Raw genomic sequence first — 14705 nt, forward strand, 5'->3', positions numbered from 1 at the left:
GCCTGCGCGGCGTCCTTTCGCTTCCCCGCGTACCGTCCTTTCGCGTCTGTGCGAAACATTACGAGAGCCGCGACGGGCCTCTCAGACTCCTTCCATGCGCACCTACCGCGAACTCCTCCGGCAGCCGGAGTTCACTCCGCTGTTCCTGGTCGCCTCCGTGCGATCGGCGGCGCAGACCGTGTCGGGTCTGGCCCTCGGCGTCCTCGTCCACTCCGCCACGGGCTCCCCGCTGCTGACCTCCCTCGCCATGTTCGGCCCGTCCCTGGCCCAACTCGTGGGCGCCACCACGCTGTTGAGCGCCGCCGACCGGGTGCCCCCGCGCGCGGCGCTCACCGGGCTCTGGCTGCTGTTCGCGGTGGCGACGGCGGTGCAGGCGATACCCGGGCTGCCGGTGGGGGCCTCCTTCGCGGTCCTGTTCACGCTGGGGATGTTCGCCTCCCTGGGCGGCGGAGTGACGTACGGGATGCTCCACGAGATCCTGCCCCGGGACGGCTTCCTGATCGGCCGCTCGGTGCTCAACATGTCCAACGGGGCCACCCAGATCCTGGGCTTCGCCACCGGCGGGCTCCTGGTGGCGCTGCTGTCGCCGCGCGTCACGCTGCTGGTGGGGGCGGGAATGTACCTCGCGGCGGCGGGCATCGCGCGCTTCGGCCTGAGCCGCAGGCCGGCCAGGGCGCGGGGGCGGGCCTCGGTCACCGCGACCTGGCGGACGAACGGCGTGCTGTGGTCGTCGAAGCCGCGCCGCCACGTGTACCTCATGCTGTGCGTGCCGAACGGGCTGATCGTGGGATGCGAGTCCCTGTACGTGCCGTACGAACCGGACCGCGCGGGACTGCTGTTCGCGAGCGCGGCGAGCGGCATGCTGGTCGGGGACACGCTGGTGGGACGGTTCGTGCCGGCGCGGTGGCGGGCGCGGGGCGGGCCGGCGCTGCGGCTGCTGCTCGCGGCGCCCTACCTGGTGTTCTTCCTGGGGCCGCCGCTGGGCGTGGCGGTGGGCGTGGTGTTCGTCGCCTCGGTCGGCTTCGCGGCGACGCTGCTGCTCCAGGAGCGGCTGCTGGCGCTGACGCCGGACGAGCTGAGCGGGCATGCGCTGGGGCTGCACGGGTCGGCGATGCTGGCGATGCAGGGGGTGGGGGCGGCGCTGGCCGGGGCGGTGGCCCAGTTGGTGCCGGTGGGGGTGGCGATGGGGGTGATGGCGGGGCTGTCGGTGCTGGTGACGCTGGGGCTGGAACGAGGAGTGCGGCGGGCCCCTGCCGGGGAGGCGGGGGCTGGTGCGTCTGGTGCGTCTGGTGCGTCTGGTGCGTCTGGTGCGTCCGGTGCGGGCGAGGTGTCGGCCTCCGGGCCGGACGCGGGCGAGGGGCCGGCTTCCGCGCCCGGCGCGGGGGAGGCGTCGGCCTCGGAGGCAGCACGTGCCGGGGAGGCGGGCCCGGGGTGAGGTGCGGCTCAGGTCTGCGGCACCCTGCGGCCGTTCTCCAGCTCCACCGCGCCCGTGCCGTCGGCCAGCGCGGCCAGGGCTGCCAGGATGCGGCCGGAGAGGTGGTTCAGGGCATGGGCCGGGATCTCGTCGACCGGGACCAGATGCCAGGAGATCAGCTCGGCCTCCTGGAGGCGGATCGCCGCCAACTGGGCCCCGGTCAGGACCCCGCCGTCGTACAGGTAGGCCACGATCGGCGGGCGGTTCGGGGCCGACGCCCAGTCGAGGGCGAGCAGCCGCCCCGGTTCGACGTCCAGGCCGATCTCCTCCAGCGTCTCCCGCCGCGCCCCCTCCCGAGGGGTCTCGCCCGCGTCCGACTCGATCGTGCCGCCGGGCAGCGCCCATCCCTCCCGGTAGTTCGGCTCGACCATGAGCACCCGGCCCTCCTCGTCCCGGAAGAGCACCGCGGCCGCGGCGAGGACGCGGGGGAGCGAGGCGATGTACGTGGCGTAGTCCTGGGTCTCCTGGGTCATCCGGCCACCCTACAAACCGCCCCGCGACACCCGGTAGTACGTCCGCGCGGGCGGCGGCCGGGCGGAGCACCCCGCCCGTCGGACACGCGGAAGGGGCGCGGCACGCGACGCCGCGCCCCTTGTGCTCAGGCGCGCGCTCAGTCGTCGGTGCGGGACTTGGCCGCCCGGCGCAGCCTCGGGTGCCGCCGGTCGGGGCCCTGCTCGGTGATCGCGTCGCCGACCATCGCCCGCACCGCGTCCCGCAGGCCGTGCAGCGCGTGGTGGCGGGCCGGGCCCGCGCCCGGGTCCTCGCGCAGCTCCTTCACCAGCGCCCAGCACAGGGTGAGCATGACGACGACGAACGGCAGCGCGACCAGGATCGTCGCCGTCTGGAGGGAGTTCAGACCGCCCGCGACCAGCAGACCCGCCGCGACCGCCGCCATCAGCACGCCCCACAGCACCACCAGCCAGGTCGGCGGATGCAGCGATCCGCGGCTGGTCAGCGAGCCCATCACCAGGGACGCCGAGTCGGCGCTGGTGACGAAGTACGTCATGACCAGCAGCATCGCGATGACCGAGGTGACCGTGCCCAGCGGCAGCGCTTCCAGGAGGGCGAACAGCGAGGCCTCCGCCCCGTCCTTCACCGAGCCCGCCATGTCCGCCACGCCGGTCTGGTCGAGGCGGATGGCGGAGCCGCCCATCACGCAGAACCACACCACCGTCGCGCCGCTGGGCACCAGCAGCACGCCGATCAGGAACTCACGGATGCTGCGGCCCTTGGAGATGCGGGCGATGAAGGTGCCCACGAACGGGGCCCAGGACAGCCACCACGCCCAGTAGAAGATCGTCCAGGCGCCCAGCCAGTCGCCGTCGCCGAACGCGCCCGTACGGGTCGCCATCGGCAGCAGCTGGTCGAGGTAGCCGCCGATGGAGGCGGGGATCGCGTCCAGGATGTACACGGTCGGCCCGAGGACGAACACGAACAGCATCAGCAGGGCGGCCATCACGATGTTCGCCGTGCTCAGCCACTTCACGCCCTTGTGCAGGCCGGAGAAGGCGGACAGTACGAACGCCGCCGAGAGCGAGCCGATGATGATCAGTTCGACGGCCTTGGTGTCCTGGATGCCGGTGACGATGTTCAGTCCCTGGGCCACCTGGAGCGCGCCGAGGCCCAGGCTCGTCGCGGTGCCGAAGACGGTGGCGAACACGGCGAGCAGGTCGATGACCTTGCCCTGCCAGCCCTCGGCGCGCTTCTCGCCGAGCAGCGGCACGAAGGCCGAACTCAGCCTGTTCCCGCGCCCCTTGCGGAAGGTGGCGTACGCGAGGGCGAGGCCGGCGACGCCGTAGATCGCCCACGGGCCGAGCGTCCAGTGGAAGAAGGAGTACTCCAGGGCCGCCCGCGCGGCGTCCCCGGTGCCGGCCTCGGCGCCGCTGCCCGGCGGCGGGGTGAGGTAGTGCTGGAGGGGTTCCCCGACCCCGTAGAACATCAGCCCGATGCCCATGCCCGCGCTGAACATCATCGCGATCCAGGCCAGGTTCGTGAACTCGGGCTCGGAGTCGTCCTTGCCGAGCCGGATCCGGCCGAAGCGGCTGAACGCGATGCACAGGCACATCAGCAGGAACACGTCGGCGGCGATCACGAAGAGCCAGGCGAAGTTGTCCAGGACCCAGGAGAGGGCGGTCGACGACGCGCTCTCGAAGGAGTCCTTGCCGAAGAAGGCCCAGGCGACGACGGCGGCCACGGCGAGCACGCCGATGACGATCACCGTGTGGTCGGGCCTGCCGTCGGCGGCGGGATGGGCCGTGTCCGGCCCGGTCCCCCCGGAGGGTTCCGGGGGCGGCTGGGGTGGATCGAGGGATTCCGTACTCATGCCGCACACCCTATGGTGCGCAATGTCGTGGTATGGGGGGTTGGCGCGCCGTCAGGAGGGGTGTGGCGGGGGCGGCCTGGGGTTCCGCCGGCGGAAGCGGCCATGGGCAGGGGGTGGACAAGGCGGTTAAGGTCGGGACGGCGCGACTGCCTGTTCGAAAGCAAGGGATGCAAGGTGGCGGACGGAGCAGCAAAGAGTGCGGCGAGTGGCGGAACCGGTGCGAAGGCACGGGTGCTGATCGCCGCCGACAAGTTCAAGGGCTCACTGACGGCGGTACAGGTCGCCGAGCGGGTCACGGCCGGACTCCGCAAGGCGGTCCCCGGAATCGAGGTCGAGTCCCTGCCCGTCGCGGACGGCGGCGACGGCACGGTGGCCGCGGCGGTCGCCGCGGGCTTCGAGCGTCGTGAGGTACGGGTCACGGGCCCGCGCGGCGAGGGCCGGACGGCGGCGTACGCGTTCCGGGAGGCGGACGGCACGGCGGTGGTGGAGATGGCGGAGGCCTCGGGCCTCCAGCACCTCCCGCCCGGCGTGTTCGCCCCCCTCACCGCCACCACCTACGGCTCGGGCGAGCTGCTGCGGGCGGCGCTGGACGCGGGCGCGAAGACGATCGTGTTCGGCGTGGGCGGCAGCGCGACGACGGACGGCGGGGCCGGGATGCTGGCCGCGCTCGGCGCGCGCTTCCTGGACGCGGACGGGAACCCGGTCGCCCCGGGCGGCGGTCCGCTCGCGGACGTGGCGAGCGCGGACCTGTCCGGGCTCGACCCGCGCTTCGGCTCCGCCGGGGGCGTGGACCTGATCCTCGCGAGCGACGTGGACAATCCGCTGACCGGCCCCAAGGGGGCCCCGGCGGTCTACGGCCCGCAGAAGGGGGCCTCGCCGGAGGACGTGGCCGCGCTGGACGCGGCGCTGGCGCACTTCGCCGCCGTCCTCGGCCCGGTGGCGGGCGGCCCGGACGTGGCGGACTCGCCGGGTGCGGGGGCCGCGGGCGGCATCGGCTACGGGGCGCTGACGGCCCTCGGGGCCCGCTTCCGTCCCGGCATCGAGGTCATGCTCGACGTGCTGGGCTTCGCGCCGGCGCTGGAGCGGGCCACCCTCGTCATCACCGGGGAGGGCTCACTCGACGAGCAGACCCTGCACGGCAAGGCCCCGGCCGGGGTGGCGGCCGCCGCCCGGGCAGCGGGCGTGGAGGTGGTGGCGGTCTGCGGCCGCCTGGCGCTGCCGGCGGAGGCGCTCGGCAGGGCGGGGATCCGGCGGGCGTACGCGCTGAGTGCGTTGGAGCCGGATCCGGCGAGGAGCATGGAGCGGGCCGGGGAGCTGCTGGAGCGGGTGGCGGAGTCCATCGCCCACGACTTCCTGACCTGACCGACCCACGCCTCCCCCCCCCGGCCGGGAGACGGCTCGGACCCCCGCCTTCCCGCGCCGTTGCGGTGCGCCCCTTCAGGGGCGCGGGGAACTGCGCGCCCAGCCACGACGGATCCGCACGGGAACCGTGCACTAGCCGCGCGGCGAGCGCTTTAGGGGAAGGGGCGGGTCCGGGGCCTCTCCTGCCCGAGCCGGGCGGGGCTGAGCGTCCGGTACGGGGCTGGGCTCTCGGCCTGAGCCGGGCCACGCGTCCGGCACAGGCGCTTGGGCGGGGGCGGCACCCGGGTGGGCCGGGAGCGGGAGGGGCCGCCCCCTTGCCCGCCCGTTCCGCCCCCTTGGGGCGGCCCCGTCGCCCAAGGGAGCGGGGATGGCAGGGCGGGCTGCGACGCCCAGGGGAGCGGGGGCGAAGGGCGGCTGCGAGGTCCGAGAGGGCGGGGGCGAAAGGGGGAGAGGGGCGTCGGGGCCGTGGAGGGGTGGTCAGTTCGGGGTGAGGCGGAAGGCGTCCAGCGCCAGCGTCATCTCCGTCAGGTCCCTCGGCCGCGACAACGACCGCGACGTCAACTGCTCCAACCGCCTCAACCGGTTGAACACCGTGTTCCGGTGGCAGTACAGCCGCGTCGCCGCCCGCCCCGCCGACCCCTCCGCCCCCAGCCACGCGTCCAGCGTCTCCAGCAGCACCGCCCGGTCGCCCGGGTCCAGCGCCAGCAGCGGCCCGAACACCTCCGCGACCAGCCGCGCCGCCAGCTCCGGCTGCCCCACCACGAGCGCGGTGGGCAGCCGCTCGTCCAGCCGTACGATCCGGGAGCCGCCCGGCGGCCCGGCCGCCCCGCAGGTGAGCATCGCCGTTTCGGCGAGCCGCCGGGCCAGCCCCAGTTCCGCGAGCCCGTCCACCACCGGGCTCAGCCCGCCGGGCCCCGCGCACCGCCGCTCCAGCTCCGCCGCCAGCTCCCCGAGCCCCGCGTCGTCCCCCAGCGCCACCACCGCTATCTCGCAGTCCGTGCGCATCCGCCAGAAGAACCGCAGCCCGGCCGCCGCCGTCACCCGGTGGAACCGCTCCCGCCGGTCCGCCCGCAGCACGGCGACCGCGTACCGGCCCTGCTCCGGCAGGTCGAGGCCCGCCGCCGCGTTCGCCACCACCGCCGGCGAGGACCGCCCCTCCAGCAGGGCGTCCAGCAGCGCCTGCACGCGCTCGTCGCTGCGCCGCCGCATGTCCTCCTCGGTGCTGCGGTAGGCGTCGGCGACGGTGGCGGCCTGCCGGTCGACGGCCGCCCACACCTGCGCCGCCGTGTGCACGAGCACCGGCAGCGCCCCGGGGTCCTTCGCCGAGACGATGTCGAGCAGCTCGTCCCACACCAGGTATCCGGCCGTGCGGTACGCGTGCAGCAGCAGGTCCAGCGGCAGGCCCTGCTCCGCCCGCCGCCGGCCGAGCTGCCGGGCGAACTCCAGGTCCCGGCGGGGCGCGGACCGGGGCGCCGTGATGGCCTCGATGCCGTACCGCAGCGCCTCGTCGATCTGCTGCCAGTGCTCGTCCGCCGGTACCGCGAGGTCGTAGTGCGGGGAGTGCGCGCGCAGTTCGCCGATCAGCAGGTCCGTGAGGTGCCCGGCGCGTTCGATCAGCACCGCGGACGCGGCTGCCAGCACCGTCCGCTCCTGGTCCGTGCGTGCTCTGCGGCCGTCCATGACCGGTGAGGATGCCACCGCTGGGGCGCGGTGGACAGACCTCCTGTGCCCGTGCACAACGTGCCGTGCCCGGTACTGGTCATCGGCAGCGATTCGGCCGTACCCGCTGGACGGTTACTCGTGCCAGGTGCTGGTGTGTGCCCCCATGGCGAACCGCCCGGAGCGAACCCGGCGGGACCCGCACCCAACAGGACCCAGTGGAAGGAGCCGCTCCCGTGGGGTCTCCCCGTTCCTCGTCAGGTTCTCCCCCCGGCGCACTGGAGGTGCGCGGGCTGTCCGTCGGGTACGGCCCGGTGCGCGCCCTGCGCGGGGTGGCGCTGGACGTCCCGGCCGGGTCGGTGGTCGCCGTCCTCGGCGGCAACGGCGCGGGCAAGTCGACGCTGCTGCGGGCGGTCTCCCGCACCCTGCGCCACCACGGCGGGGCCCGGACCGCGGGCTCGGTCTCGTACGACGGCCGCGATCTGCGCGGCGTGGACGCCGCCCGCGTGGTGGCGGCCGGGCTGGTCCACGTCCCGGAGGGGCGGCAGGTGTTCGCCCGGATGACGGTCGCCGACAACCTCCGCGCGGGGGCCCTCGGGGCGCGCGGCGGGCGTGCCGCCGCCCGGCGGGCGCGGGCCCGCGTCCACGAACTCTTCCCGGTCCTCGCCGACCGCGCCCACCAGCGCGCGGGGCTGCTGTCCGGCGGCGAGCAGCAGATGCTCGCCCTGGGACGGGCGTTGATGTCCGGCCCCCGGCTGCTCCTGCTGGACGAGCCGTCCCTCGGGCTGGCCCCGCTGATGGCCGACCGCATCGCCGAGACCGTCCGGCGGATCAACGCCGACGGCGCCTCGGTCCTGCTGGTCGAGCAGAACGCCGCCCTCGCGCTGCGGCTCGCCACCACCGCGTACGTCCTCGACGTCGGCGAGGTCGTCCTGCACGGCCCGGCCGCCGAGCTGGCCGCGTCCGACGAGGTCCGCCGCCGCTACCTGGGGGTGGTGGACGAGACCGCCGCCGAGGATGCGGACCGGGCCCGGGCGGCGGCGCCGACGCTGAGCAGGTGGACGGCGTGAACACGAACCGTCCCCCGTACGGTGCGGCGGCCCTCCGCGTGACGGACGTGACCGTGCGGTTCGCGGGCCTCACCGCGCTCGACTCCGTCTCCTTCATCGTCGAGCCCGGCAGCGTGCACGCCGTCATCGGCCCCAACGGGGCGGGGAAGTCGACCTGCTTCAACGTCCTGTCCGGCGTCTGTCGCGCGAACTCCGGCAGCGTCCGCCTCGGCGACACCGAACTGACCGGCCTCCCCCCGCACCGCGTCGCCGCCCTCGGGGTCGCCCGCACCTTCCAGAACCTGGCGCTGCCGCCCCGCGCGACCGTCGCCGACAGCCTCCTGCTCGGCCGCCACCGGCTCACCCGGACCGGTTTCCTCGCCGCCGGGCTGCGGCTGCCGTCGGCCGCCCGCGAGGCCCGCGCCCACCTGCGGCGCGTGCACGAGATAGCCGCGTTCGTCGGCCTGGCGGACGACCTGGAGAAACCCGCGGGAGCACTCCCGTACGGACAGCAGAAGCTCGTCGAGCTGGCCCGCGCGCTGTGCATGGAGCCCCGCGTGCTCCTCCTGGACGAACCCGTCGCGGGCATGACCGCCGACGAACGACGGGCGACGGCCGCCGTGATCGCGGGCGTCCGGGACGGCCTCGGCATCTCGATCGTCCTGGTGGAGCACGACATGGGGGTGGTGATGCGGCTCGCCGACGCCGTGACCGTACTCGACTTCGGCAGACGCATCGCGGACGGCACCCCCGCCCAGGTGCAGAACGATCCCGCCGTCGTCCGGGCCTACCTGGGGGCTCCCACACCATGACGACCTTTGTCGAACTCCTCCTCGGCGGGCTGTCGACGGGCGCCGTCTACGCGCTCATCGCCCTCGGTTTCGTCGTCATCTTCAAGGCCACCGAAGTGGTCAACTTCGCCCATGCCTCGCTCCTGCTGGCCGGCGGCTACCTCACCGCCGTCCTCCACGACGGCCTCGGCTTCTGGGCGGCGCTCGCCGTCGGCGTCGCGGGCGCGGCGGTCGTCGGCGCGGCCGTCGAGTTCCTCGTCATGCGCCGCTACCGGGGCGGCGACCACAGCGTGCTGGCCATCGTCACCATCGGCGTCGACATCCTCCTGGTCACGGAGCTCACCCGGCGCATCGGCACCCGCGTGCTCTCCCCGGGCGACCCGTGGGGGGACCGGGTCGCCACCTTCGGCCCCCTCTCCCTCGCCCACACCCGCATCGCCGCCCTGGTCGCGGCGGCGCTCCTGATCACCGCCTTCCTCCTCGCCTTCCGCTTCACCTCCTGGGGCGTGGCGATGCGCGCCGCCGCCGAGAACCCGCAGACCGCCGCCCTGATGGGGGTCCGGCTGGGCCGGGTCTCGCTGTCCGCCTGGGCGGTCGCGGGCGCGCTCGCCGCCGTCGCCGCGCTCTTCCTCACCGTCTTCCCGACCCCCGGCCTCGAACGGGCCACCTCGCTCGCCGCCATGAAGGCCTTCCCCGCCGCGATCCTCGGCGGCCTCGACTCCACGACGGGCGCGCTCGCGGGCGGTCTGATCGTCGGCGTCGTCGAATCCCTGGCCACGGGGTACCAGGGCGAGCTGTCCTTCCTCGGCCGCGGCATCGGCGACCTCGCCCCCTACCTGGTGATGGTCGCGGTCCTGCTGATCCGCCCGGCGGGCCTGTTCGGCACGAAGGAGCTCGCCCGTGTCTGACCACGACCTCTCGCCCCGCGACGCGCCCGCCCCGGCCGCAGGACCTGTCGCCCCGGACGCGGGGCCTCCCGCCCCGCCCGTTCTGGCTGCCCGCTCCGGCCGGGGGACCGGGGCGGGCCGGGCCGGGGCCGCCCTGAGCCGTCCGCGTACGTACCTCTGGACCGCACTCGTGGTGCTGCTCCTGGCCCTGCCCTTCTACCTCGACCGGTTCTGGCTCCAGGCCGGGCTCTTCGCCATGGCCGCCGCCATCGCCGCCATCGGGCTCAACCTCCTCACCGGCGCCACCGGCCAGCTCTCCATGGGGCACGCCTTCTTCCTCGCCGTCGGCGCATACGGGTACTGCGTGTTCGCCGCCCGGCCCGGCGTCGAGAACGGGCACGGCCTCACCGGCCTCGGCCTGCCGGGCTGGCTCGCCGCCGTCCTCGCGGTGGGCGCGGCCGGGCTCGCGGGCGGGCTGTTCAGCCCCATCGCGGGACGGCTGCGCGGCGCGTACCTCGGCATCGCCACCCTCGCGCTGATCTTCATCGGGCAGCACGTCCTGTTCAACGCCCGCGACCTCACCGGCGGCTTCAACGGCCGCGCGGTGCCCGCCCTCTCCCTCTTCGGCGTCACCTTCGACGACACCCGGACCGTCGTCGCGGGCGTGCCCTTCGAGTCCGCCGAGAAGCTCTGGTACGCGGCCCTGCCCGCCCTCCTCGCGTGCGCGCTCTTCGCCCGCGGCATCCTGCGCGGCCGCCCCGGGCGGGCCATGAACGCCATCCGGGACCACCGCGTCGCGGCCGGGGTGATGGGCGTGCCGGTGGCCCGCTACCGGGCGTCGGTGTTCGTGCTGTCGTCGATGTACGCCGGTCTCGCCGGGGTGCTGCTCGCGCTCGTCTTCCAGCGGACCGTGCCCGAGTACTTCGGGATGGTCCTCTCCCTGGAGTTCCTCGCCATGATCGTCATCGGCGGGCTCGGCTCGGTGCGCGGCGCGGTGACCGGCGCCGTCTTCGTCTCGCTCCTGCCCCAGCTCCTCACCCGCTACAGCGAGGCGCTGCCCCTGGTCGCCGCCCCCGGCACCGGCGGCGGCATCGCGCCGGGGGAGGCGTCCCGCTATCTGTACGGCGCGGCGGTCGTCGTCGTGGTCCTGTTCCTGCCCGGCGGTCTCTCCCGCCTCCGCCTCCGAAGGACCCGAAGGAGAAACACATGACGGAACGAAGGTTCACCACCGCCGCGACGGCCGCCCTCCTCGCCCTCGCCCTCGCCGCCGCCGGATGCAGCAGCAAGGCCGGCACCGGCGGCCAGGGCGAGGAGGACGCGCAGGGCGTGCGGACCGGCGACGGCATCACCGACAAGGTCATCCCGCTCGGCGTCCTCACCGACCTGACCGGCGTGTACGCCTCCCTCGGCAAGAGCCTGACCCAGGCCCAGCAACTGTGGGCCAAGGAGCTCAACGCCAAGGGCGGCATCTGCGGCCGCACCGTCGAACTCACCGTCCGCGACCACGGCTACGACCCCCAGAAGGCGGTCTCGGCCTACACCGAACTGGAGCCGAAGGTCGCCGGGTACGTCCAGTTCATCGGCTCGCCCTTCGTCGCGGCGGTCAAGCAGCGCGTCGAGACGCAGGACAAGGGGCTGATCCTCCCGCAGGCGTGGTCCGCCTCGCTGCTGGGCAGCCCGTACGTCCGGGTCGTGGGGGCGACGTACGACGTCGAGACCGTCAACGCGCTGGACTTCCTGCTCACCCGCAAGAAGATCGCCAAGGGCGACAAGGTCGGCCACGTCTACTTCGAGGGCGACTACGGCGAGAACGCCCTCCAGGGTTCGCGGTACGCCGCCGAGAAGGCCGGGCTGACGATCGTCGAGCAGAAGATCAAGCCCACCGACAACGACATGACCGCCCAGGTCACCGCCCTGAAGAAGGCGGGCGTCAAGGCCGTGGTGCTCAGCGCGGGCCCGCGCCAGGCGGCCTCCCTGGTGGGCGTGGCGGCGGCCGGCCGCTTCGCCGTCCCGATCATCGGCAACAACTCGGCGTTCTCGCCGCAGCTCCTGGCGACTCCGGCGGGCCCCGCCCTCCAGAAGAACTACTGGATCGCCTCCTCGACCCTGCCCATCGGCTCCCCGGAGCCGGGCCCCGCCGCCCTGGCCAAGGCGTACCGGGCGGCGTACCCGAAGGACGCCCTGGACAACGGCGTCGCGGCGGGCTACTCGGCGGGCAAGATCTTCGAGGAGGTCCTCACCCGGGCCTGCAAGGACAAGAACCTCACCCGCGAGGGCATGGCCGAGGCCGTCCGCTCGATGAACGCCTTCGACAACGGCTTCGGCATCACCCACGACTTCACCGACCCCAAGGCCCCCTCCACCCGCCAGTCGGTCGTCATGCAGCCGGACGCGAACACGCCCGGCGGCCTGAAGGTCGTCCAGCCGGCGACGGCCTCGGAGGCGGCGGAGAGCTTCCCGTTCGGGAAGTAGCCGCCGGACGGCGCGATACGTCGCGGAACTCCTCCGGTACGGGACCGGCCGGCCCCGTACCGGGCGGGTCCCGGCCGCGGGGGCCGCCGGGACCCGGAGGACGCCGCCCGCCCCCCCGCGGTCCCGCCGGGAGCCGGACATCGGGGAACCGCCCGTTGTCAGTGGCGGCCCGTAAGGTCGTGCCATGCCTTCGGAAAACGCCGACGCGGCGCTCTCGCAGCAGCCTTCACACCCGCCGGCCGGGCCCGGCGCCGCCGGACAGGGGCCCTCCGGCCCGCACCCGGCCGACAGCCACGGCCTCATCCAGGTCCGCGGCGCCCGTGCGAACAACCTGCGGAACGTCTCGGTGGACCTGCCCAAGCGCCGCCTCACCGTGTTCACCGGCGTCTCCGGTTCCGGCAAGTCCTCGCTGGTCTTCGGCACGGTCGCCGCCGAGTCGCAGCGGCTGATCAACGAGACGTACAGCGCCTTCCTCCAGGGCTTCATGGCGAGCCAGAGCCGCCCCGACGTCGACGCCCTGCACAACCTCAGCGCCGCGATAGTCGTCGACCAGGAGCGGATGGGCGCCAACTCCCGGTCCACGGTGGGCACCGCGACCGACGCGTACGCCATGCTGCGGATCGTCTTCAGCCGGCTCGGCACCCCGAACCTGCCGAGTGCCGGCGCGTTCAGCTTCAACGTGCCCGAGGGCATGTGCCCCGAGTGCGAGGGCATGGGCCAGGTCTCCGACATCGACGTGGACCAGCTCGTCGACCGGAAGAAGTCGCTGAACGAGGGCGCGATCATCGTGCCCGGCTCCCCGGTGGACTCCTGGCCGTGGCAGATCACGGTCAACTCCGGCTTCTTCGACCCCGACAAGAAGGTGCAGGACTACTCCGAGCAGGAGTGGGCCGACCTGCTGCACATGCCGCCCACGAAGGTGAAGGTCGGCAGGAACAACTTCACGTACGAGGGCCTGGCCGCCCGGATGCAGCGCACCGTCCTGGTCAAGGACCGCGAGTCGATGCAGGCCCACGTCCGGGCCTTCGTGGACCGTGCGGTGGTCTTCGCCGACTGCCCCGAGTGCGGCGGCAGCAGGCTGACCCGGGCCGCCCTCGCCTCGAAGGTCGACGGGGTGAACATCGCGGAGTGCTCCGCGATGCAGATCAGCGACCTGGCGAAGTTCGTCGGCGGGCTCGCCGCCCCGGAGGTCGCCCCGCTCCTGGCGAACCTGCGGGAACTGCTGGACTCCCTGGTCGAGATCGGACTCGGGTACCTGAGCCTGGACCGCCCGGCCGGGACGCTGTCCGGCGGCGAGGCGCAGCGCGTCAAGATGGTCCGGCACCTCGGATCGCCGCTCACCGACGTCACGTACATCTTCGACGAACCGACGACCGGACTGCACCCGCACGACATCCGCCGCATGAACGACCTGCTGCTGCGGCTGCGCGACAAGGGCAACACGGTGCTCGTCGTCGAGCACAAGCCGGAGGTCATCCGGATCGCCGACCACGTGGTGGACCTCGGCCCGGGAGCCGGTACGGCAGGCGGCGAGCTCTGCTACAGCGGAGACGTGGCGGGCCTGGCGACGTCCGGGACGCTGACCGGCCGGCACCTCGCGCACAAGGCCGGACTGAAGGCGCGGGTGCGCAGGCCGACGGGCGTCCTGTCGATCACCGGGGCGAACCAGCACAACCTGAAGGACGTCGGCGTCGACCTGCCGACCGGGGTGCTGACCGTGGTGACCGGCGTCGCCGGGTCCGGTAAGAGCTCCCTCATCCACGGCAACCTGCCGGGCCGGGAGGGCGTCGTGGTCGCCGACCAGTCACCGATCCGCGGCTCGCGCCGCTCCAACCCGGCGACGTACACGGGCCTGCTGACCCCCGTCCGGAACGCCTTCGCCAAGGCCAACGGGGTCAAGGCCGCCCTCTTCAGCGCCAACTCCGAGGGCGCCTGCGGCACGTGCGGCGGGATAGGCCTGGTCTACACGGACCTCGGGGTGATGGCCCAGGTCTCGTCGGTGTGCGAGACCTGCGGCGGCAAGCGCTTCACGGCGGAGGTGCTCGCCTACACGCTCAACGGCAGGAACATCCACGAGGTGCTGGGGATGTCGGTCGCCGAGGCCCACGACTTCTTCGCGGACGACGGCGCGGTCGGGGGCGCGGCGGGCAAGCAGGCCCGCGCCCTGCTCGGCCGCCTGGGCGACGTGGGGCTGGGCTACCTGCGGCTCGGCCAGCCCCTGAACACGCTCTCGGGCGGTGAGCGGCAGCGCCTGAAGCTGGCCATCCACATGGCGGAGAAGGCCGCCACCTACGTCCTGGACGAGCCCACGACCGGGCTCCACATGGCGGACGTGGACCAACTGCTCGCCCTCCTCGACCGGCTGGTCGACGCCGGGAACACGGTCGTCGTGATCGAGCACCACCAGGCGGTGATGGCCCACGCGGACTGGCTCGTGGACCTCGGCCCGGGAGGCGGCCACGACGGCGGCCGCATCGTCTTCGAGGGAACCCCCGGGGACCTGGTCGCGTCCGGCACCACCCTGACGGCCCGCCACCTGCGCGAGTACGTGGAGCGCTAGCCCCGGGCCGACCGGATCTCCCCCCGGGACGGTCCGGTCTCCCCGGACCGTCCCGAAGCCCCGGGTCCGCCGCGCCCCCGGCGCCACCGCCCGCCCCGCCCGCCCCGGCCGATGGGACGGCACGCCGT

The 14705-nt window shown here is 74.0% G+C and carries 11 protein-coding genes; 8 read left to right on the forward strand and 3 right to left on the reverse strand.

What is annotated here, in order from left to right; genetic code table 11:
- Nucleotides 1-94 precede the first annotated feature (94 nt).
- Nucleotides 95-1435: an MFS transporter gene (locus ACZ56L_RS02965; protein WP_471060870.1), complete on the forward strand. Its 1341-nt coding sequence runs from the start codon at nt 95-97 to the stop codon at nt 1433-1435.
- An 8-nt stretch (nt 1436-1443) separates the two neighbouring features.
- Here ACZ56L_RS02965 and ACZ56L_RS02970 read toward each other — a convergent pair whose 3' ends face one another.
- Together ACZ56L_RS02970 and ACZ56L_RS02975 are read right to left on the reverse strand one after the other, a co-directional pair.
- Nucleotides 1444-1947: an NUDIX hydrolase gene (locus ACZ56L_RS02970; protein ID WP_345218334.1), complete on the reverse strand. Its 504-nt coding sequence runs from the start codon at nt 1945-1947 to the stop codon at nt 1444-1446.
- A 137-nt stretch (nt 1948-2084) separates the two neighbouring features.
- On the reverse strand, nt 2085-3797 hold the full coding sequence (locus ACZ56L_RS02975; RefSeq protein WP_471060874.1) for a BCCT family transporter: 1713 nt from the start codon (nt 3795-3797) through the stop codon (nt 2085-2087).
- 102 nt (nt 3798-3899) lie between these two features.
- Between ACZ56L_RS02975 and ACZ56L_RS02980 the strand changes: the two genes are divergently transcribed.
- A complete protein-coding gene (locus tag ACZ56L_RS02980; protein ID WP_380837745.1) occupies nt 3900-5159 on the forward strand; it encodes a glycerate kinase in 1260 nt (419 codons plus the stop codon).
- Between the two features lie 477 nt (nt 5160-5636).
- Here the strand turns inward: ACZ56L_RS02980 and ACZ56L_RS02985 are convergent, their stop codons facing one another.
- Entirely contained in the window at nt 5637-6839 is a 1203-nt protein-coding gene (locus ACZ56L_RS02985) for a PucR family transcriptional regulator (protein ID WP_468688725.1), read from the reverse strand.
- 215 nt (nt 6840-7054) lie between these two features.
- Here ACZ56L_RS02985 and ACZ56L_RS02990 point away from each other — a divergent pair, with 215 nt between their 5' ends.
- The 6 genes from ACZ56L_RS02990 (at nt 7055) to ACZ56L_RS03015 (ending at nt 14577) form a co-directional block, all read left to right on the forward strand.
- The gene (locus ACZ56L_RS02990) at nt 7055-7888 is read left to right on the forward strand and encodes an ABC transporter ATP-binding protein (protein WP_345218339.1); all 834 of its coding nucleotides are present in this window, start codon (nt 7055-7057) and stop codon (nt 7886-7888) included.
- Nucleotides 7885-8679 carry an ABC transporter ATP-binding protein gene (locus ACZ56L_RS02995; RefSeq protein WP_471060880.1) on the forward strand — a complete coding sequence of 265 codons (795 nt, stop codon included), beginning with the start codon at nt 7885-7887 and terminating at the stop codon, nt 8677-8679. The genes ACZ56L_RS02990 and ACZ56L_RS02995 overlap by 4 nt, the downstream gene beginning before the upstream one ends.
- A complete protein-coding gene (locus ACZ56L_RS03000; protein WP_345218343.1) occupies nt 8676-9566 on the forward strand; it encodes a branched-chain amino acid ABC transporter permease in 891 nt (296 codons plus the stop codon). The genes ACZ56L_RS02995 and ACZ56L_RS03000 overlap by 4 nt, the downstream gene beginning before the upstream one ends.
- Nucleotides 9567-9648: 82 nt before the next feature.
- Complete coding sequence (locus ACZ56L_RS03005) at nt 9649-10755, forward strand: branched-chain amino acid ABC transporter permease (protein WP_471061675.1); 1107 nt, start codon at nt 9649-9651, stop codon at nt 10753-10755.
- Nucleotides 10752-12017 carry an ABC transporter substrate-binding protein gene (locus ACZ56L_RS03010; RefSeq protein WP_471060885.1) on the forward strand — a complete coding sequence of 422 codons (1266 nt, stop codon included), beginning with the start codon at nt 10752-10754 and terminating at the stop codon, nt 12015-12017. The genes ACZ56L_RS03005 and ACZ56L_RS03010 overlap by 4 nt, the downstream gene beginning before the upstream one ends.
- 184 nt (nt 12018-12201) lie before the next feature.
- Nucleotides 12202-14577: an ATP-binding cassette domain-containing protein gene (locus tag ACZ56L_RS03015; RefSeq protein WP_471060888.1), complete on the forward strand. Its 2376-nt coding sequence runs from the start codon at nt 12202-12204 to the stop codon at nt 14575-14577.
- Nucleotides 14578-14705: the final 128 nt, after the last annotated feature.

Source organism: Streptomyces sp. NPDC039736 (genome assembly GCF_055596485.1).

Excerpts from the sequence above, each read along its gene's own strand:
- ACZ56L_RS02980 (WP_380837745.1), top strand. The coding sequence starts at position 3,900 with ATGGGCAGGGGGTGGACAAGGCGGTTAAGGTCGGGACGGCGCGACTGC.
- ACZ56L_RS02965 (WP_471060870.1), top strand. The coding sequence starts at position 95 with ATGCGCACCTACCGCGAACTCCTCCGGCAGCCGGAGTTCACTCCGCTG.
- ACZ56L_RS03010 (WP_471060885.1), top strand. The coding sequence starts at position 10,752 with ATGACGGAACGAAGGTTCACCACCGCCGCGACGGCCGCCCTCCTCGCC.
- ACZ56L_RS03015 (WP_471060888.1), top strand. The coding sequence starts at position 12,202 with ATGCCTTCGGAAAACGCCGACGCGGCGCTCTCGCAGCAGCCTTCACAC.
- ACZ56L_RS02975 (WP_471060874.1), bottom strand. The coding sequence starts at position 3,797 with ATGAGTACGGAATCCCTCGATCCACCCCAGCCGCCCCCGGAACCCTCC.
- ACZ56L_RS02970 (WP_345218334.1), bottom strand. The coding sequence starts at position 1,947 with ATGACCCAGGAGACCCAGGACTACGCCACGTACATCGCCTCGCTCCCC.
- ACZ56L_RS02985 (WP_468688725.1), bottom strand. The coding sequence starts at position 6,839 with ATGGACGGCCGCAGAGCACGCACGGACCAGGAGCGGACGGTGCTGGCA.
- ACZ56L_RS03000 (WP_345218343.1), top strand. The coding sequence starts at position 8,676 with ATGACGACCTTTGTCGAACTCCTCCTCGGCGGGCTGTCGACGGGCGCC.